The sequence below is a fragment of the Cyclobacterium qasimii M12-11B genome (assembly GCF_000427295.1).
In the GTDB taxonomy this organism is placed as follows: domain Bacteria; phylum Bacteroidota; class Bacteroidia; order Cytophagales; family Cyclobacteriaceae; genus Cyclobacterium; species Cyclobacterium qasimii.
In genome coordinates this window covers 74,140-92,626 of sequence record NZ_ATNM01000003.1, presented here as the reverse complement: position 1 = coordinate 92,626, position 18,487 = coordinate 74,140, and the positions used below count along the sequence as shown (strand labels likewise).

Genomic DNA, 18,487 nt, shown 5'->3' with positions numbered 1-18,487 from the left:
TGTGCTTTGCCCTATTTGGGGATGGGGTTTTATTGAAGAATTTGGAAGAACAATACATTAAACTATCTCACTGAAAGCCGAATGATAGCCCTCATTATTCAAGTCCAATCAAGATTTAAACATTTTTTTTAAAAAAATATGGTACCTATTAGCCTATATAAAAGAGTTTAATTTTTAACTTTACAAATAGAACTAGAATTTATGAGCAGATATAGCGAATACCTTAAAGAAATTGAAGAGAGAAAAATTCAAGATCTTCAACCAAAACCAATTGATGATGCTGAATTATTAAGTGAAATCATAACACAGATTAAAGACTTACAGCACATTCATAGAAAACAATCCATTAACTTCTTTATTTACAATGTCTTACCGGGTACTACCAGTGCAGCTGTTGTTAAAGCCAAGTTTTTAAAGGAAATTATTCTTGGTGAAAGCGTATTAGACGAGATTTCACCAGCTTCTGCCTTAGAGCAATTGTCCCACATGAAAGGTGGTCCCTCTATAGAAGTACTATTAGATGTTGCTTTAGGTGAGGATGTTTCTAAAGCTGAAGAAGCTGCTAAAGTGCTTAAAACGCAAGTTTTCCTTTATGAAGCAGACACTAATCGTTTAGAAGAAGCATTTAAAGATGGCAATGCTATTGCTAAAGACATAATAGAAAGTTATGCCAAGGCAGAATTTTTCACCAAACTTCCTGAGCCTCCTGAGGAAATTAAGCTTGTTACTTTCGTTGCAGGTGTAGGTGATATCTCAACTGATCTACTGTCTCCAGGTGGTGATGCGCATTCAAGATCTGATCGTGAACTACATGGTCAATGTATGTTTGAGCATAATAAAGAACAGCAGAAAGAATTGTTAGCACTTCAAGCAGAACATCCTGACAAACGAGTGATGTTAATTGCTGAAAAAGGCACAATGGGTGTAGGTTCTTCTAGAATGTCCGGTGTAAACAATGTGGCACTATGGATTGGTAGGAAAGCAAGTGAATACATACCATTCATAAATATTGCACCAGTAGTTGCAGGTACTAATGGTATATCGCCAATATTCCTTACAACCGTTGGTGTTACAGGTGGTATTGGGCTAGATTTACAAAACTGGAAAAAGAAATACGACGCAGAAGGGAACCTTGTCCTTGATGAAAATGGAGATCCTATTTTGGAGCAAATCTATTCTGTAGCTACAGGTACTGTTCTTACCATCAATACCAAAACAAAGAAGCTCTATGATGGCGAAAAGGAAATAATGGATATTTCTTCCGCCTTTACTCCTCAAAAAATGGAGTTCATGAAAGCTGGAGGTTCTTACGCCATTGTTTTTGGGAAAAAATTACAAGCTTTTGCTTCAAAAACACTCGGAATAGATGTATTGACTGTTTATGCACCTTCGAAAGAAATTTCTATAGAAAACCAAGGACTTACTGCTGTAGAGAAAATTTTTAATAAAAATGCTGTAGGTACCTCTGGTGCCACACTTCATGCAGGTTCTTATGTTCGGGTAGAAGTAAATATTGTTGGCTCGCAAGACACAACAGGTTTGATGACTTCTCAAGAATTAGAAATGATGGCTGCAACTGTCATTTCTCCAATAGTAGATGCTGGATATCAATCGGGTTGTCATACAGCTTCTGTTTGGGATAAAAAATCGCAAGAAAACATCCCCAAATTAATGAAGTTCATGAATGACTTTGGCCTTATTACTGCTCGCGATCCAGAGCATAAATATCTGCCAATGACGGATGTTATCCATAAAGTATTGAATGACCTTACTGTTGATGATTGGGCTATAATTATAGGAGGAGATTCTCACACAAGGATGTCTAAAGGCGTAGCTTTTGGTGCAGACTCAGGAACAGTTGCTTTAGCACTGGCTACAGGTGAGGCTTCTATGCCTATCCCAGAATCGGTTAAGGTTACCTTCAAGGGTAAAATGAAAGACCATATGGATTTCCGTGATGTTGTGCATGCTACGCAATATCAAATGCTGAAGAAATTTAATGGCGAAAATGTTTTTCAAGGAAGAATTATTGAAGTCCATATCGGGACACTTCTTGCAGATCAAGCCTTTACTTTTACAGATTGGACAGCAGAAATGAAAGCGAAAGCTTCTATCTGTATTTCTCAAGATGATACCTTGATCGAATCCCTAAACATTGCCAAAGGTCGAATTAAAATAATGATCGACAAGGGAATGGACAATGATAATCAAGTTCTCCAAGGTCTTATCGATAAAGCCAATAAGAGAATAGCTGATATCCAATCAGGTGAAAAACCACCATTAACTCCAGACGAAAACGCAAAATACCACGCAGAATTTGTGGTAGATTTAGATGTCATTGATGAACCAATGATTGCAGATCCGGATGTTAACAATGAAGATGTATCAAAACGTTATACGCACGACACCATTCGTGAACTTTCTTTCTATGGAGGAAATAAACACATAGACCTAGGTTTTATAGGTTCTTGTATGGTACATAAAGGTGACATTAAGATTGTTGCCAAGATGTTGAAAAACCTGGAAGAATATTCAGGGAAAGTTGAGTTTAAAGCTCCTTTGGTAGTGACAGCTCCGACTTATAACATTATTGATGAATTGAAGGAAGAAGGAGATTGGGAAATTTTGCAAAAATATTCTGGTTTTGAATTTGATGATTCAGCGCCTAAAGGTGTAGCACGTACGGAATATGACAATATATTGTATCTCGAACGTCCTGGTTGTAACCTATGTATGGGTAACCAAGAGAAAGCGGAAAAAGGAGATACCGTTATGGCAACTTCTACCCGTTTATTTCAAGGTAGAGTAGTAAAAGATTCTGATCGTAAGAAAGGGGAATCATTATTGGCGTCAACACCTGTTGTTGTTCTTTCTTCTATTTTAGGAAGAACACCTACGATGGAAGAATACATGGCCGCAATTAAGGGTATTAAGCTTACGCAATTTGCTCCGCCAATTAAGAAAATGACATCAAAACCGGGTCACTTACTGGCGTTCTAAGGTTTTAAATCTTAGGAAATACAGTGATAACCCTGTGAGGGCGTGTTAAGTCTGATCAGAAGAATCATTTTACCGAATTAATCATTATTAATGGCATGGCTTTAAGAAATTTTTAAAGTCATGCCATTTTTTTTTAACTTTAGATAGCGCAATTTTTACTGTTTTTTGGCCCAACTGCATTGCAATAGGTTCTTATTGCAAATAAGAATGCTGAGAATGATTTTTACATGAATTAGTAACTTGTTACTGTCTATTGAAGTTGAAAAAGTAATTTGTTGCCTAAATTCAAAGGCGATTTTCTCTTTGAAAGAAGCGATAGCAAACAAGACATATAGCTTTATTATCAGTAATATATAAATAGGAAGATAATGAAAAAATTAAAAGAACAAACGGACGCTAAAATTGCAGCAGGACGAAAAGCCAATCCTGACTTCATGAAAGGTGTTGATGAAATTATTATTAAAGCAAAAGCTTTCGAAGAGGGAAGAAATGCTATTAAAATAGGGGAAAAGGCACCAAGTTTTCAGCTACCTAATCCTCATGGGGAAACCATATCCTTATCTGCCTTACTAGATAATGGGCCTATTGTTGTTACCTTTTACCGTGGCAGCTGGTGCCCGTACTGCAACTTGCAGCTTAGGGCTTTACAAGCTAAACTAAGCGACATTCATGCACTAGGCGCTACTTTAGTTGCGATAAGCCCAGAAGTACCTGACGGATCAATGACAAAAAACGAGATTAGTGAAATGGAGTTTATTGTATTGTCTGACCAAGATGCAAAAGTGGCGTCACAATATGGTGTTGCCTGGGAAATACCGGAGTTTTTGATAGACCATATGCGAGTAGACCGTAATCTTGATTTAGAAAAGATTAATAATGGTAATGGGAGTATATTGCCGATTCCTGCCACTTTTGTGTTGGGAAAGGATGGTGTAGTCAAGTGGAGCTATGTCAATGTTGATTATAGAACACGTTCAGAACCCGATGAGATTATTGAGGCCCTGAAAAATCTTTCTTAAGAAAAATTACTGACTGAAGATCCTGAGCAAGAGTTGCTTGTAATTTAAAACCTTTATGATGGTACTCCTGCTACTGCAGTAAACTGATGGTCCTATAAAACCCAACGTCGTATAAGTGAAATCATAGTTAAGTGTTGCGTATAACGTATGATATTTTTAAATTTGCACGTACAATTTAGAGCTATGGATTCAAAACTGACCTTAAAACTGGATAATGGTGTAATTGAGCGTGCGAAGATGTACGCCAAAGAACAGAACATTAGCTTGTCAAAATTAATTGAAAATTATTTGGATACACTTACAAAGGGAAATGCTGGAAAGGCAGAAGTAAGCCCGTTGGTCGAGAGTTTAACAGGTGTGGTTAAATTGAAAGAAGGTGCAGAGAATAGAAAATACATTGATTATTTATCCAATAAGTATAACTAATGGATAGAATACTTGTAGATACCAATGTGGTTTTGGATTTATTAGGGAAACGGGAAAGTTTTTTAAAAGAGGCTCAGGAGCTATTTACCCTGGGTGATAAAGGAAAGGTGAAATTATTTGTGTCAGCACTTACTTTTGCCAATACCTATTATATCCTTTCTCAGCAATTGAAGGTTTCAAGTGCGAGAAAGGTACTGAGGCAGTTCAAGGTATTGGTTGAAGTTGTTCCCATAGATGATAAGGTGATTGAATTGGCGCTTGATTCGGAATTTAAAGATTTTGAAGATGCGATACAGTATTATTCTGCTATTGAAAATGGAGTTAGAATAATCATTACGAGAAACCAAAAAGATTTTAAGCATTCGAAGATTCCAGTATTGTCTGCCAAGGAATACCTCGGAATGAAAGGATGACAAAGCTTACGGGGAAAATATCCATATTCTTGTATCCATCCGAAAATAAAATCTTTTGTAAATGCTAGTCTGTTATAAACTGGTGACATTAAAACAAGTAGGAGGTAGATCCGATATTTTGCACATTTACTAAAGCGTATTAAATGAGGAGTTTTACAATCCTATTTTTTCTAACCATGATCATTTATACCTCCCATGGTCAAACTGGAGATCCTTATTATCTAGGTCTCAATAATTATCCTCGATTAAAATTACCTCCTACTCTTCGTGTTGAAGGAATTAACGGTAAAATTATTACTCATTTAAAAATGGATACCCATGCTAATATTGTAAATATTGAATGGGTAGTGTTATTATTAAAAGACGGTGGAGGAAATTGGTTTATTCAGTATAGAGATGCTATAAATAAAGGCTATAAATGGAAGGATTATCCTCTCCCGATAAGACCATATGTTGATCTAATAGATGAAAAAATAAAAGAACTTGAGTTTAAAAGAGATGAACGAATACCAATACCTGCTGGCGATTGGTACTTTACCATTCCATATCAGGTTTTCTGAAAACTTGTATCATCCGTCCTGGCAATAATCGCAAATGATTATTTTAAAACCTAAATAGATTACAAACATTCCTCTTCTACTCACTTTTTCCACCAAAATCAACTCCCATATTATAAAGCGTAAAGGCAAAGATATCAGCTTGTTCTTCAATTACCTTAGAAGTAGGCTTACCAGCACCATGGCCTGCATTGGTTTCGATGCGGATCAAAACGGGCAATTCTCCCTTATGTGCTTCCTGTAGTGCTGCAGCAAATTTAAAGGAATGGGCCGGGACTACACGGTCATCATGGTCGGCCGTAGTGACCAAAGTTGCCGGGTAGGCTGTTCCTTGCTTCAAAGCATGAACAGGCGAATAATTTTTAAGGTATCGGTACATTTCTTCACTCTCATCGGATGTCCCATAATCATAGGCCCAGCCTGCGCCTGATGTAAATTGATGATACCTCAACATGTCCATCACACCCACAGCAGGCAAGGCCACTCTGGCCAGGTCAGGTCTTTGGATCATCGTAGCGCCTACGAGCAAACCACCATTGCTACCACCTTTGATGGCCAGGTATTCACTTGAAGTGTATCCCTCACGTATTAGATACTCTCCAGCAGCTATGAAATCATCAAATACATTTTGCTTCTGAAGTTTAGTGCCAGCCTTGTGCCAATTTTCACCATATTCTCCACCTCCCCTGATATTAGGGACAGCATAAATACCACCATTTTCTAACCATACGGTATTGGCTATGCTGAAAGCAGGAGTGAGGCTAATATTAAAACCGCCATATCCGTACAATATCGTCGGGTTCTTACCATTCAAGGCCAAGCCTTTTTTATGGGTGAGGATCATAGGTACCTTCGTGCCATCTTTGGAATTGTAAAAAACCTGATGGCTTTCATAGGACTCCGGATCAAAATCCAGTTGGGGTTGCCGGTAAAGTTTACTCTTCCCTTCTCTGATTGAATATTTATAAATGCTTCCAGGTTGCACGTAGGAGGTGAAGGAATAATAAATGCTGTCTTGCGTATTTTTGGAGGAGAAACCACTAACAGTCCCTGCTCCGGGAAGCTCGATTGTACTTTCTTCATTGCCTTCATAGTCATATTGGCGAATTTCACTAATGGCATCTTTTAGATAGGTAGCGAATAGTTTTCCGCCACCCTTGGATACCTGCATGACTTGTGCTATTTCAGGAATGAGGACTTGCCATTTTTCTGGTCGGGGGTTGTTCAGGTCAATTTTCACAAGTTGGTTGTTGGGAGCATCCATGTTGGTTTGGACCAATAGCCATCCTTCCTGATGATCCAATACGCCATGGTTGTTGTCCATGTTTGCTACAATTGACTTAATGGTACTCCCTTCTTTGCTTAAATCTTTGATGTACAATTCATTTCCGGTGGTACTGTTAGCTGCACTTATGACAAGGACATGTCCATCCTCTGTAACACTACCAGAAACATACCTTCTCGGTGTGGCATCATTTCCAAACACCAATAGGTCTTCAGCTTGTGTGGTGCCCAATTGGTGAAAATAAAGCCTGTGGTCATTGGTTAATGCAGACAGTTTGGATCCGTCAGGTTGGGCATAGGTACTGTAGTAAAAGCCTTTTTTACCTTCCCAAGAAATGCCGGTGAACTTTGCATCCTTGATTTGGTCTTTCAATAATGTCTTGCTTTCGGTATCCATGACGTAGATATCCCTCCAATCCGATCCTGCGACAGAAACAGCATAAGCAAATAGGCTTCCGTCTTTGGTGAAAGCAATGCTGGACAAGGAGGTACTGCCATCTTCAGACAACTGATTGGGATCCAAAAAGATTTCTTCATTCCCTTCTCCCCGGGATCTGTACAGTATAGACTGATTTTGCAATCCATCATTTTTAAAATAATAAGTCCAGTCACCATAGAAAAAAGGAGCGCCTACTTTCTCATAATTCCATACTTTTTCAAGCCTGTCTCTAATAGCGTCCCTAAAAGGGATTTTGTCAAGGTAATCAAAAGTGACTTTATTTTGGGCGATGACCCATTCTTTGGTGTTATCGGCATAATCGTCCTCCAGCCATCGGTAAGGATCGGCTATTTCTTCACCCCAATATAGGTCAACATGATCAGATTTTTCAGTAATTGGGTATTCCACAGGTATAGGTTTGAAATGGTTTTCATTAGTACAGGCCAAGGTCAGAATTGTAAAGCACAATAGACTGTTCTTTTTCAATTTGGGTAATAATATAAAGCCGTTTTGCATCATTTTCCTTTTTATGGCATTGACAATGGCAAATTCAAATACATCATTCTTTAAATTTAAGCATTAAATATTTCTGTGTTCAGTAATTATAGAAAAACAGGAAATCGTAAATGTAAATATTGAGCCAGAATTTATGGGTTTCACTACTTGGCTATGAATAAAATCAAGGGTAATAAAACCCATAAAATTGAGAGGGAAGATTAAGCGCAAACCTTTTCACTAAACATTGCCATAAAAGTATCTGGGCATTTCCAAAACAACCCGTGGACGAATCAGTTATATCCTAAGAAATGACAGGAACTGATACAGACAGAATCATCGAGATGGCATGGGAGGATAAAACGCCATTTGAAGCCATAAGTGCTCAATTTGGGCTTTCGGAAGCCGAAGTGATTGTCTGCATGCGCAGGGAATTAAAGCCCAGTTCATTCAGAAACTGGAGAAAGCGTGTAAACAGTGGGACAAGCAAAAAGCACCTATTCAAGAGAAGTAGCGCTATTAATCGTTTTAAGTCTTCCAGACAAAGAGCTATTTCCAACAATAAAATTTCAAAAAGATAGCCTTTCCAACCGACATAGAAGCCATTAGAATGCGAGTTAGGGAGATAGACCCTTTACGCTATGCCCAATCGAGAAATTATGGAGATGGAGCAGTAACACGACTAAGTCCCTATATTTCCAGGGGGGTGATTAGCACCCGTCATGTTTATGAATACATCGTTTCCTTAGAAATATCAGAAGCCGTTTCAGAAAAACTTATTCAAGAGCTTGCCTGGAGAGATTACTGGCAGCAGGTATGGATAGCCAAAGGAGATGCCATTCATACCCACCTGAAGCAGGCGCAAAAGCCAGTGTCAAATTTTCAGATACCAAAGGCAATTGTGGAGGCATCCACCGGGATTGAAGTGGTCGATACCGCCATCAGAGAATTGTACAGAACTGGCTACATGCACAATCACATGCGCATGTATGTAGCAGCCATCTGTTGTAACATGGCACATTCTCATTGGCTGGCCCCAGCGAAATGGATGTATTCACATCTTTTGGATGGAGATATAGCGAGTAATCAGCTTAGCTGGCAATGGGTGGCTGGTGCATTTTCCAATAACAAATATTATGCCAATCAGGAAAATATCAATAGATTTTTTCACAGTGATCAGAAAAACACTTTTCTGGATGTCCCTTATGAGCGTTTTGAGAACATGGAAACTCCTATCGCTTTGAGAGAGAATATTTCTTTAAAGGTAGGCCTTCATTTGCCTAATATTGAAAGGTCACCTGCGTTGGTGGATCAACCTACGCTTGTTTACAATTACTATAATGTAAACCCGGATTGGCATAAAGGTGAAAGTTTCCAGCGGGTGCTTCTATTGGAACCGTCTCAGTTTGAAACCTATCCTGTCCATCAAAAATGTATCGATTTTATGATTGGTTTGTCTGAAAATATTCCAGAAATCAAGGTGTTTGTGGGAGAGCTTGATGAACTTTTGGTCCAAGTAAGTTCGGAGAATATCATTTACAAAGAACATCCGCTCAATGCGCATTACCAAGGCTTTCAGGAGCCCAGAGATTGGCTCAGCACCGTGACAGGGTACTATCCTTCCTTTTTTCTTTTTGGAAAAAGTGTAAGAAAGAACTCATGAAATGAAGAAAAAAGACCTTCCAAACAAAATTTGCCTTACCTGTAAACGCCCTTTTAGCTGGCGCAAAAAATGGGAAAGGGATTGGGAGTATGTGAAATACTGCAGTGAAAAGTGCAAACGAAATAAAAGTCATGAAAGCCATTAATATTATTTTTCCGCATCAGCTTTTTGAAAATAGCGAACTTATAAAAAGTGGAAATGAGACTTACCTGATTGAAGAGTACCTTTTCTTCCGGCAATACAAATTTCACAAACAGAAAATAACTTTTCATCGGGCTTCCATGAAGGCTTATGAGAAATACCTGCAAGACCTGAACTTAAAGGTCCACTATATAGCTTCCGACAATGCCTTGTCCGATATCAGAAAGTTTTACCAGGAAATTGAAGATAAAGGAATTGAGACAATCCGCTTAATAGACCCTGTTGATGATTGGCTGATGCAAAGGATCCAATCCCTCACCCCAATCTGTAAAGTCAATATTTTCCCTACTCCACAATTCTTAAACAATGAAGAAGATTTGGAGGGTTTTTTCAGAAAAGAGAAAAAGTCATTTTTGCAGGCCACTTTTTACAAGCAGCAACGCAAGAGACTTGGAATACTGATCGATGAAGAGCAAAACCCTGTGGGAGGAAAATGGTCTTACGATTCAGAAAACAGGAAGAAATTCCCGAAAGGAAAAACGCCTCCGTCCATAAATTTTCCGGAAAAATCAAGGGAATGGGAAGAAGCCTGTGATTACACCCTGAAATGGTTCGGCGATAATCCAGGTGATGTTTCAAAGGACAGGATATACCCAATTAATCACAGAGAAGCCAGGGGCTGGTTGGAGCAGTTTTTGACTTATCGCTTCCACGATTTCGGGAAATACGAAGATGCCATATTAAAAGAGCCGTCCTTTATCAACCATAGTTTGCTTTCACCCTTGATGAACAGCGGGCTAATACTACCGACTGAAGTTGTAAAGCGTGCGCTTTTATTTTCGCAAGAAGAGGATATTCCGATCAACTCTACCGAGGGGTTTATCCGACAGATTATAGGTTGGCGGGAATTTATTCGGGGGATGTATGAATGTAAAGGTCGGTATTCACGAACGCGCAACTTCTGGCAGTTTAAACGAAAAATACCTCAATCCTTCTATGAAGGAACGACAGGAATAGTTCCTATTGACCAAACCATTAAAAAAGTCCTTCAGACCGGTTATTGCCACCATATTGAAAGACTTATGGTGCTTGGGAATTTCATGCTTCTTTGCGAATTTGATCCCGATGCCGTTTACCGTTGGTTTATGGAAATGTTCATTGATGCTTATGATTGGGTGATGGTACCCAATGTTTATGGCATGTGTCTTTTTGCTGATGGAGGCACCTTTGCAACCAAACCGTATATTGGTGGGTCAAATTATATAAGAAAGATGAGCAATTATCCCGGTGGAGAATGGGAAGAAATATGGGACGGTATGTTTTGGCGGTTCGTCCTGAAACACGAGAATTTTTTCCGTAAGAACCACCGTACCAATATGCTGGTTTATTCCCTTGATAAAATGGATAAAGACAAACAACAGACATACCTTGAAAATGCAGCATCTTTTATCAAGAGCAAGTTGGGAGGAGATGCTGAATAATTGATTTTTAGTGAACCACAATTATAGCCGCAAAGATTTAGCGCTTGCAATTGAACGTCGGATTTTTGGGTGTTTGATTTCTAAAGACGTTTTCTCATTGATCCATCGGATAGGACTAAAACCTAAGAGAAAGGTGCCGCATGCTGTTTTTTAATAGCCTCCTGCTTTAGCTGGAGGTGTCTAAAGATTTTTTACGGCTCTGGCTTTAGGCAAATCTAAGCTCAAATTAATGGATGCTAAACAAGCCATACTATCCCTAAACATCGCAATTGGTCAAATCCATTCAAACCTAAGGAAATGAAAGGTCTATTTATGCATGTTCATTTATGAACGAGAAATAATTACATAAATAAATCCACTCTTTTACTTATTAACACTTAATAAAATATCAGTATCGATACTCAAATCTTTACACATTTTTGATTTTTTGCCAGCATAGAATAAAATTCTTTCGAGGGATTTTATAAAAACATTCGTCTAATAAGAAAACAGGGAGTTCATTTTTAAATTATAGTATTATGAAATACAAAGCATTAAAAAAAGTAGGAGTTTTAGCTATTGCATTGGCTGCTTTTACTGCTTGTAGTGACGAAGAAGATGTTGTAATCATTGCAACGTCAGGGGACATTGAAATAACAGATACAAACACAACAGGAACGGCAGAAGGAGACGTCGGTAATACAGGTGCCGATGAAGATGATTTGTTGGAGAATGCTTCTTTTGAAAGCACGGTGCAAATTGTGTTTTCTAATACATCAGCTACAATAATAAACCCCGTTCCTAATGATGTAGTAATTACACAAGATGGAGCGGATGTAACGGTTAATTCCACCATTTCAAAAGTGGCTTATGAAGTGTCAGGCACAACCACTGATGGAATGTTGAAAATTTATAGTGACAAGAAATTCAAGTTGTCCTTAAGTGATTTAAGCATAACGAATAACGATGGTCCTGCGATTAATGTCCAATCCTCAAAAACGGTTTTTGTTGTATTGGATGGCGTAAATAACTTGACAGATGCCTCGAGCTATAGCAATATACCAGATGATGAGGATGCAAAAGCAACATTTTTTAGCGAAGGACAATTGGTATTCAGTGGTTCCGGAGCACTTACTGTAGCTGGAAAGTTCAAGCATGGTATTACAAGTGATGATTATATAAGGGTAATTAGTGGCACCATCACTGTTACTGAAGCCGCATCGGATGCTATACATGCCAACGATTACATAATTGTAGATGGGGGTAGCCTAAATTTAACAGCAGCTAGCGACGGAATAGATTGCGCAGAAGGCTATGTTATTATCAACGATGGTACCTTTGTCATAAATGCTATCGATGATGGCATTGCTGCCTCTTATGATATTGATGAGGAGGACGAGCCAGATGATTCAATTACGCCTAATGTAACCATAAATGGGGGTGATTTTGTGATAAATACTACTGAAGGTGAAGGGATGGAGTCAAAAGGAATAATGACCATAAATGGAGGTACCATAAATATCAATGCCTATGATGATGGCCTTAACGCAATTGGGTCTTTGTACATAAATGGAGGGAATACCTATGTTTATAGCACCCTCAATGATGCCATTGATAGCAATACCGGAATTACCATTACAGGGGGTATAACTATTGCTATAGCAGTTAGAACAGATGAACCTGATGGTAGTTTTGATACTGATGACAATTTATTTAAAATCACAGGAGGAACCATTTTAGGTTTGGGGCTGAACTCATCGTTTCCAACAGTAAGTGAAAGCACACAAAACACAGTAATTTTTGGTGGCATCAGTTCCAACACCCTGATGAACATCCAATCGGAAGATGGTACAGAAGCCCTAACTTTTGAAGTGCCAAATAGGGTAAATACCATCATTTATTCCAATGCAAAATTAGTAACGGGTACTAGCTATGCTATCTACACTGGGGGAACCGTCAGTGGAGGTACTGAAGTAAATGGATTGTATACGGCTGGAACCTACAATGGGGGAACAGATTCAGGTGTATCCTTTACCATTAATAGTACGGTTAACCAAATCGGAGGGGAATTGGGACCTACAGGAGAACCAGGTGAGGGAGGAAGAAGGTAACTGATTTTTGAAAAAATAAATTAAACCGAACACATCAAGAATACCGTTTGGCTTTTAGCGTCTAAGGGAGGAAAAGTTTCCTCCCTTAGACGCTTTTTTTTTAGAGGAATAAATAGCAGGTAATGGACCTAAGCTGCCGACAAATTGGGGTTTATTAAAAACCAATTTATCGGGTAATTTTTAGCTAAAGACAGGGTTTTAAAAATACCCTCTTATAAATGGACTAAAGTCTATTCCCATTGATTTTTTTTTATAAAGAGTTAAGGTAAAGGCAGTAAGATAAGATATAGGGCTTTGATATTGAATAGCTTCCTGCTTGAGCTTGAGGTGCCATGGGATTTTCAACAGCTTAGGGTTTAACCAAATGATAGCCTTGGAGATTAGACTATTGTTAATGGGGATTAAACATGCCTAGTGAATTCTAACCATTGCATTTGGTCAATTTTAATAAACCTCTTGGGTAGAAAGGCCAATTTGTGAATTCGTAATTAAGGAGGTGAAATGTTACCCATAAAAAAATGCTATCTCTAGCTTTAACCAATATTTTCATAATCATGTGAACTTAGTTAGTTTAGTGGTGAGTTATAAGGCGAATAAAGAGCAGGGTAGGCTTTACCTGACTGATATCCTTCATTGGAACAAAGGAAATTAATAGCGTTTACAATCAATAATTTCACTTTGAATTTCAGTGACATTTATAAAGCGTTTTAATTTTTAAAATGGTATTGTTACATTAAAAAATATTCATGAGTAAATTACAAGAATTCCAGAAATTAGTTATAGCGAATGCTTCCAACGTAAAAGGATTAAAGGTTGGAGATAGGGCTCCAGACTTTGTTTTACCCAATGCGTTTGGTAATATGATTTCACTTTCTGATTGTTTGAAATCAGGGCCAGTTATATTAAAATTTTACAGAGGAGAATGGTGTCCCATATGTAATCTTGACCTGAGAGAAATTCAACAATATGTGGATCAATTCAATGGATTTAATACAAAAGTAATAGCAATAAGCCCACAGAAACCTGATGATGCGCTAACCATTACTCAAAAAAATGAACTTGGATTTGAAGTATTAAGCGATAGTGATCAAGAGGTAATCAAGGCATATAATCTGCAATTTGACCCTGGTAAAGACTATCACCAGAGACGAGATCTTTCTGCCCTAAATGGTGATGGTTCAATAACCCTTCCTGTCCCAGCAACTTTTGTAATAGGTAAAGATTTCAGGGTAATTGCTTCACATGTTGAAGCCAATTATACAGAAAGGATGACACCCGTCGAAATTTTAAAAGTTTTAACTAATAAACACTAAAACAGAGATTAAGGAAGTAAAACAAACGGTTTTAATAGCGGTAAAACTGTTAACTTTTATTTTTTTAATAAGTGAGATTTGTGGTTTGCCAAATCATCATACCTTATGTAGGCAAGGAAATTGGGGCATTGGAATGTTTTATTATAGTCGATTACTTATTGTTTAGAATGCGCTACAATAAAATGGAAATGCTAAGATAAATCAATATATTGGTCTGTCATACCGGTTTTAATATCAGTCACTTATGAAATACAAGCAATCGCAATTCGGATGGGTTGTAATCATACTGTTTACACTATTGGTTGTTTTTCTCTGCCTGGCCTACGCGCTGCAGTGGGGAGACAATCCACTTACTTTTACTCCATTTCTGGTACTAAGTTCATTTCTTGTTATTTTGGGATTTATGCTCCACAAACTTACGGTTGAAGTTAATGGAGCTACGCTCAGACTGTCCTATGGCATCGGGCTAATAAACTTCAAATTTGATATTGATGAATTGGAAGAAACGGAGATTATCAGGGTGCCATGGTATTATGGTATTGGAATTAGGATTACGCCAAAAGGCATGCTTTACAGCATACATGGCTGGAAAGCATTGCGGATAAAGTACAAAAGCAATGGGAAAAGTAAGAGGGTGATGGTGGGAACCGCTGAGCCGGAGCGACTCAAACAAGCCCTGGTAAACAATTGCAAACATTAATTTAGTCCTTAGTTATAAACCTAATAAATTATGGCAGGAGAAATACAGGATTCAGTTTGGCCACAACCTAAGTTTTACTTTACTATAAAGTTTAAAACACTTGATAGCCCGGTGTCTTTTCAGGAGGTTTCAGGTTTGGATACAGAAGCAGCTCCTTTGGAATACAGAAAGGGTGGAAGCAAGACTTTTTCCACCATAAAATTGCCGGGAATTTCAAATAGTGGCATTGTAAACCTGAAAAAAGGCGTTTTTTCAAATGAGGGTAAATTCAATGATTGGTTCAATTCTTTTAAGATGAATTCGGTAAAACGGGAGAATGTCATTATTGAATTGGTAGATGAATCCGGAAATCCTACAATGACCTGGAACTTATCCAACGCCTGGCCAACCAAAATCACTGGGACAGACTTAAACTCGGATACCGGCGAAATAGCCATTGAAACAATGGAACTGGCTCACGAAGGTTTAGCCATCATAAATGGAGGTTAATATTTATTAAAATGATTTGGTTATTTTCTTCTGACCAAGAATTTGAATTGATTCCATCTCGGAATAGATAGTCATTCGAATAGCTAATTAAAAAACTCCCGATTTTCTTTATTGAAATGCACACCTTGTGGAATAACCCCAACAGGAACTCCCTTGAATTAATCAGTAATTCAGTAAGTTATGTGGTTTTTGGCTGGTTGAATTCACGAATTTTTTGTTAACTTAACAGTGATTTAAGTTTTTAATTTTAGTACCAAACCCTTTAACCACTACATATTATGAATCCCTATATCAACAACCAGGCAGCTTCGGGCAACAAGCCTAAGTTCACTGGTAAAAAATTGGTTTTGCTTCATCCTGATGCAAGTTTTAAAAACATCAATGAAGAGGCTACAGGAGCTGCACTTAGGTTGGCGCCTTCCGGGGCTTACAAAAGCAAGGAAGAAGACTATGAAAAAGCTTTTTCAGAAGGCGACGGTATTGTCTTTGAAAAATTCAATGTAGCCGTTATCAATGCGGACCATGATGAGCAGGTGAATAGCCTGATGGCAGCAAAACAATCCTTTCAATACATGGAACCAGAGCGCTTTGTTTATGCTTTGGATGCTCCCCCGCAAACAAATATAGGGATGTTGCTTTGGAATTTTATTTGCCAGATTTTCGGCGTCAAAAAGCCAGTGGCTGGGCCTACTGATCCACCTGTGGTGGTTCCTCCAGTTTTTGAAAACGATGCTGTGGCTTACTGGGCCATTCATGCCTTGGGTGCATTGCAAAGTAACAAAACAGGTAGGGGTGTAAATTTAGCCATATTGGACACGGGCATGACCCTTGATCATCCTGATTTTCTAAACCGTGAGGTATTCTCTAAATCCTTTATAGCTGGTGAGACAGTTGATGATTTTAATGGACATGGTACACATTGTGCGGGGATAGCCACAGGGGGTGTAAATGCCAGCACTGGTATTCGATATGGAACCGCCAGTGAAGCCACGCTTTATGCTGGGAAAGTGTTGTCCAATAAAGGTGTGGGCAGCGATAGCGGAATATTGGCAGGAATGGAATGGGCGGTGAATAACGGCTGCAAGGTAATTTCGATGTCGCTTGGGGCCTCTGTAGGAGAGAATGACAGGTATTCCAATATCTACAATGACCTGGCCAAAAGATCCATGGACATGGGGACGCTGATTATTGCCGCAGCGGGAAATGACAGTCAGCGAAGCCATGACTCTATAAAACCTGTCAATCATCCTGGGAATTGCCCCAATATCATAGCGGTAGGAGCTTTGGACCAGAATTCTGCTATCGCCAATTTTTCATGTGGAGGTTTAAACCCAGATGGAGGAAGTGTGGATATAGCTGGACCGGGGGTGGAGATTTACAGCTCATGGAAGAAGCCTCAGGAGTATGCCATCATTAGTGGCACAAGCATGGCCACACCTTATGTAGCCGGTGTGGCAGCCTTATTGTGTGAAGCCTATCCGGATGCCAGTCCAAAGGAGATTTGGAACAAACTTACTACTAGTGCACGAAATGTGGGCTTACCAGCCAGAGATGCCGGAACAGGACTAGTGCAAGCACCGCAATAAATTCAAAAACCATGAAAAGAAACTTTATTGCGTCGGTTGAAGAAAATGCTTCAGGAAAGATCGAGCAGATTGCAGGAGAATTAAGACAAAAAGGCTGTACCATCAAGCAGATTTTGAAGCTTTCCGGAATCATCACTGGCTGTAGTTCCGGAAATGAAAGCAAGTTGGACGACTTGAAAATCTCGGGCATTAAATACATAGAGGAAGATAGGCAAGTGGGGGCCTTGGGAGAGGATTAATCTCTGAGGTAAACCCTGTCACATTATATCATCTAACGCTCAATAGACTTAGCGTAATCATGGTAAAATTGAGTCATTGCACGAATTTATCAGCCCCGAAAGGGTGAAAAATTAAAACCACGGATTTAGCCCGTGGTTTTATAAATGGATATTAACTTATTTTAGCGTCATTACATCCCCTCCAAGTCTTAGAATCTGGGTTTAACCCTGTTTTCAAGATTGATCAGGCTATTATTGGTGGTAATTATTAGCGGTTTTTAACTTCTACGATATTCCCAGGGAGATTAAAGCCTTCTTGTTCCAAACCTGTGAGTACTTTCAGGATGGCATTGGAATGTATTTTGGCATCCGTTTGGTCATAATTATAGGTGTTTACCCAATAGGTGACTTTCACATTCAGGGTAGAAGAGGCCAGCTCTTTCACCAAAACGGTAGGTTTTTTGTCTCCATCCAGTACTCCAGGAATGGATTGAATGAGTTCGGAAATCAATTTCATTGCGGCGACATAGTTGGATCCGTAATCCAGGCCCACAGTGAAACTGTAGCTCAGGTAACCATCAATGGTATAATTGATCATTGGGTTTTTTATGATGGAGGCATTGGGGATAAAGACATCTTTGCCATCTACGGTTTTGACCTGTGTGTCCCGAAGGTTCAGGGCCAGCACTTTTCCGTTAATCCCATTGATTTCCACCATGTCACCAATCTTAAAAGGTCTTTTGAAGGCAAGTAGAATCCCTGCAAGGAAATTTTCACCGATGTCTTTAAGGGCAAAACCAATAATAAAAGCGGTGATACCCGCACCGGCAAGTATACTATTAACCACACCTGTCAACCCTAAAAAGCGTAGCAAAAGGACCAACCCAAAAATCATCACCAGGCTTCTAATGGCAGCGCTGATAAAATCGGCAAGTAGCCTGTCATCTGTATTTCTAGTCAGTCTATTGCTGACAAGGTTTTTTATCCATCGGGATAGGTAAATAAAGAAAATCAAGATCAAAGCCCCAAAGAAAATTGAAATGGCCAATTGCTCTACACTTTCCAGATCACCCATTAAGAGCTCTTTTAGTTTTTGATAAGCTTCATTCATAATTATTTTGTTGGTTGAGGTTGGGATTAAATTAGATAAAAATGATGCCAATTAATAATTTT

The 18,487-nt window shown here is 38.8% G+C and carries 18 protein-coding genes; 15 read left to right on the top strand and 3 right to left on the bottom strand.

Annotated elements, in window-relative coordinates; all coding sequences use genetic code 11:
- Positions 1–201 precede the first annotated feature (201 nt).
- The 5 genes from ADICYQ_RS00365 (at position 202) to ADICYQ_RS00345 (ending at position 5,418) form a co-directional block, all read left to right on the top strand.
- Positions 202–3,000 carry a bifunctional aconitate hydratase 2/2-methylisocitrate dehydratase gene (locus ADICYQ_RS00365; RefSeq protein WP_020891423.1) on the top strand — a complete coding sequence of 933 codons (2,799 nt, stop codon included), beginning with the start codon at positions 202–204 and terminating at the stop codon, positions 2,998–3,000.
- A 368-nt stretch (positions 3,001–3,368) separates the two neighbouring features.
- Complete coding sequence (locus ADICYQ_RS00360; protein WP_020891421.1) at positions 3,369–4,019, top strand: peroxiredoxin-like family protein; 651 nt, start codon at positions 3,369–3,371, stop codon at positions 4,017–4,019.
- Between the two features lie 183 nt (positions 4,020–4,202).
- On the top strand, positions 4,203–4,445 hold the full coding sequence (locus tag ADICYQ_RS00355; protein WP_040413645.1) for a DUF6364 family protein: 243 nt from the start codon (positions 4,203–4,205) through the stop codon (positions 4,443–4,445).
- Entirely contained in the window at positions 4,445–4,858 is a 414-nt protein-coding gene (locus ADICYQ_RS00350) for a type II toxin-antitoxin system VapC family toxin (RefSeq protein WP_020891419.1), read from the top strand. Before ADICYQ_RS00355 ends, ADICYQ_RS00350 begins: the two co-directional genes overlap by 1 nt.
- Positions 4,859–5,034: 176 nt before the next feature.
- The gene (locus ADICYQ_RS00345) at positions 5,035–5,418 is read left to right on the top strand and encodes a hypothetical protein (protein WP_020891418.1); all 384 of its coding nucleotides are present in this window, start codon (positions 5,035–5,037) and stop codon (positions 5,416–5,418) included.
- Positions 5,419–5,494: 76 nt separating this feature from the next.
- Here the strand turns inward: ADICYQ_RS00345 and ADICYQ_RS00340 are convergent, their stop codons facing one another.
- On the bottom strand, positions 5,495–7,657 hold the full coding sequence (locus ADICYQ_RS00340) for a prolyl oligopeptidase family serine peptidase (protein ID WP_020891417.1): 2,163 nt from the start codon (positions 7,655–7,657) through the stop codon (positions 5,495–5,497).
- A gap of 287 nt (positions 7,658–7,944) precedes the next feature.
- On the opposite strand from ADICYQ_RS00340, the gene ADICYQ_RS00335 reads away from it, so the two are divergent.
- The 5 genes from ADICYQ_RS00335 (at position 7,945) to ADICYQ_RS00320 (ending at position 13,008) form a co-directional block, all read left to right on the top strand.
- Positions 7,945–8,214, top strand: a complete 270-nt coding sequence (locus ADICYQ_RS00335; RefSeq protein ID WP_020891416.1) for a TIGR03643 family protein — start codon at positions 7,945–7,947, stop codon at positions 8,212–8,214.
- A gap of 29 nt (positions 8,215–8,243) precedes the next feature.
- The gene (locus ADICYQ_RS00330; protein ID WP_020891415.1) at positions 8,244–9,296 is read left to right on the top strand and encodes an FAD-binding domain-containing protein; all 1,053 of its coding nucleotides are present in this window, start codon (positions 8,244–8,246) and stop codon (positions 9,294–9,296) included.
- A gap of 1 nt (position 9,297) precedes the next feature.
- Positions 9,298–9,441, top strand: a complete 144-nt coding sequence (locus tag ADICYQ_RS26495) for a DUF2256 domain-containing protein (protein ID WP_081652253.1) — start codon at positions 9,298–9,300, stop codon at positions 9,439–9,441.
- Positions 9,428–10,918, top strand: a complete 1,491-nt coding sequence (locus tag ADICYQ_RS00325) for a cryptochrome/photolyase family protein (protein WP_020891414.1) — start codon at positions 9,428–9,430, stop codon at positions 10,916–10,918. Before ADICYQ_RS26495 ends, ADICYQ_RS00325 begins: the two co-directional genes overlap by 14 nt.
- A 518-nt stretch (positions 10,919–11,436) precedes the next feature.
- The gene (locus tag ADICYQ_RS00320) at positions 11,437–13,008 is read left to right on the top strand and encodes a carbohydrate-binding domain-containing protein (protein WP_020891413.1); all 1,572 of its coding nucleotides are present in this window, start codon (positions 11,437–11,439) and stop codon (positions 13,006–13,008) included.
- 566 nt (positions 13,009–13,574) lie between these two features.
- Here the strand turns inward: ADICYQ_RS00320 and ADICYQ_RS29210 are convergent.
- Positions 13,575–13,703, bottom strand: a complete 129-nt coding sequence (locus ADICYQ_RS29210; protein ID WP_020891411.1) for a hypothetical protein — start codon at positions 13,701–13,703, stop codon at positions 13,575–13,577.
- 51 nt (positions 13,704–13,754) lie between these two features.
- Here ADICYQ_RS29210 and ADICYQ_RS00315 point away from each other — a divergent pair, with 51 nt between their 5' ends.
- The 5 genes from ADICYQ_RS00315 to ADICYQ_RS00295 all read left to right on the top strand — a co-directional run bounded on the left by ADICYQ_RS00315 (position 13,755) and on the right by ADICYQ_RS00295 (position 17,335).
- Positions 13,755–14,321 carry a peroxiredoxin-like family protein gene (locus ADICYQ_RS00315; protein ID WP_020891410.1) on the top strand — a complete coding sequence of 189 codons (567 nt, stop codon included), beginning with the start codon at positions 13,755–13,757 and terminating at the stop codon, positions 14,319–14,321.
- Between the two features lie 244 nt (positions 14,322–14,565).
- Positions 14,566–15,021: a hypothetical protein gene (locus ADICYQ_RS00310; protein ID WP_020891408.1), complete on the top strand. Its 456-nt coding sequence runs from the start codon at positions 14,566–14,568 to the stop codon at positions 15,019–15,021.
- Between the two features lie 30 nt (positions 15,022–15,051).
- Positions 15,052–15,510 (top strand): phage tail protein, encoded by a 459-nt coding sequence (locus ADICYQ_RS00305; RefSeq protein ID WP_020891407.1) that lies wholly within the window; start codon positions 15,052–15,054, stop codon positions 15,508–15,510.
- Positions 15,511–15,788: 278 nt separating this feature from the next.
- On the top strand, positions 15,789–17,096 hold the full coding sequence (locus tag ADICYQ_RS00300; protein ID WP_020891406.1) for a S8 family serine peptidase: 1,308 nt from the start codon (positions 15,789–15,791) through the stop codon (positions 17,094–17,096).
- 11 nt (positions 17,097–17,107) lie between these two features.
- Entirely contained in the window at positions 17,108–17,335 is a 228-nt protein-coding gene (locus tag ADICYQ_RS00295) for a hypothetical protein (protein WP_020891405.1), read from the top strand.
- A 247-nt stretch (positions 17,336–17,582) separates the two neighbouring features.
- Here the strand turns inward: ADICYQ_RS00295 and ADICYQ_RS00290 are convergent, their stop codons facing one another.
- The gene (locus tag ADICYQ_RS00290; RefSeq protein ID WP_020891404.1) at positions 17,583–18,425 is read right to left on the bottom strand and encodes a mechanosensitive ion channel family protein; all 843 of its coding nucleotides are present in this window, start codon (positions 18,423–18,425) and stop codon (positions 17,583–17,585) included.
- Positions 18,426–18,487: the final 62 nt, after the last annotated feature.

Excerpts from the sequence above, each read along its gene's own strand:
- ADICYQ_RS00365 (WP_020891423.1), top strand. The coding sequence starts at position 202 with ATGAGCAGATATAGCGAATACCTTAAAGAAATTGAAGAGAGAAAAATT.
- ADICYQ_RS00360 (WP_020891421.1), top strand. The coding sequence starts at position 3,369 with ATGAAAAAATTAAAAGAACAAACGGACGCTAAAATTGCAGCAGGACGA.
- ADICYQ_RS00355 (WP_040413645.1), top strand. The coding sequence starts at position 4,203 with ATGGATTCAAAACTGACCTTAAAACTGGATAATGGTGTAATTGAGCGT.
- ADICYQ_RS00350 (WP_020891419.1), top strand. The coding sequence starts at position 4,445 with ATGGATAGAATACTTGTAGATACCAATGTGGTTTTGGATTTATTAGGG.
- ADICYQ_RS00345 (WP_020891418.1), top strand. The coding sequence starts at position 5,035 with ATGATCATTTATACCTCCCATGGTCAAACTGGAGATCCTTATTATCTA.
- ADICYQ_RS00340 (WP_020891417.1), bottom strand. The coding sequence starts at position 7,657 with ATGATGCAAAACGGCTTTATATTATTACCCAAATTGAAAAAGAACAGT.
- ADICYQ_RS00335 (WP_020891416.1), top strand. The coding sequence starts at position 7,945 with ATGACAGGAACTGATACAGACAGAATCATCGAGATGGCATGGGAGGAT.
- ADICYQ_RS00330 (WP_020891415.1), top strand. The coding sequence starts at position 8,244 with ATGCGAGTTAGGGAGATAGACCCTTTACGCTATGCCCAATCGAGAAAT.
- ADICYQ_RS26495 (WP_081652253.1), top strand. The coding sequence starts at position 9,298 with ATGAAGAAAAAAGACCTTCCAAACAAAATTTGCCTTACCTGTAAACGC.
- ADICYQ_RS00325 (WP_020891414.1), top strand. The coding sequence starts at position 9,428 with ATGAAAGCCATTAATATTATTTTTCCGCATCAGCTTTTTGAAAATAGC.
- ADICYQ_RS00320 (WP_020891413.1), top strand. The coding sequence starts at position 11,437 with ATGAAATACAAAGCATTAAAAAAAGTAGGAGTTTTAGCTATTGCATTG.
- ADICYQ_RS29210 (WP_020891411.1), bottom strand. The coding sequence starts at position 13,703 with ATGTCACTGAAATTCAAAGTGAAATTATTGATTGTAAACGCTATTAAT.
- ADICYQ_RS00315 (WP_020891410.1), top strand. The coding sequence starts at position 13,755 with ATGAGTAAATTACAAGAATTCCAGAAATTAGTTATAGCGAATGCTTCC.
- ADICYQ_RS00310 (WP_020891408.1), top strand. The coding sequence starts at position 14,566 with ATGAAATACAAGCAATCGCAATTCGGATGGGTTGTAATCATACTGTTT.
- ADICYQ_RS00305 (WP_020891407.1), top strand. The coding sequence starts at position 15,052 with ATGGCAGGAGAAATACAGGATTCAGTTTGGCCACAACCTAAGTTTTAC.
- ADICYQ_RS00300 (WP_020891406.1), top strand. The coding sequence starts at position 15,789 with ATGAATCCCTATATCAACAACCAGGCAGCTTCGGGCAACAAGCCTAAG.
- ADICYQ_RS00295 (WP_020891405.1), top strand. The coding sequence starts at position 17,108 with ATGAAAAGAAACTTTATTGCGTCGGTTGAAGAAAATGCTTCAGGAAAG.
- ADICYQ_RS00290 (WP_020891404.1), bottom strand. The coding sequence starts at position 18,425 with ATGAATGAAGCTTATCAAAAACTAAAAGAGCTCTTAATGGGTGATCTG.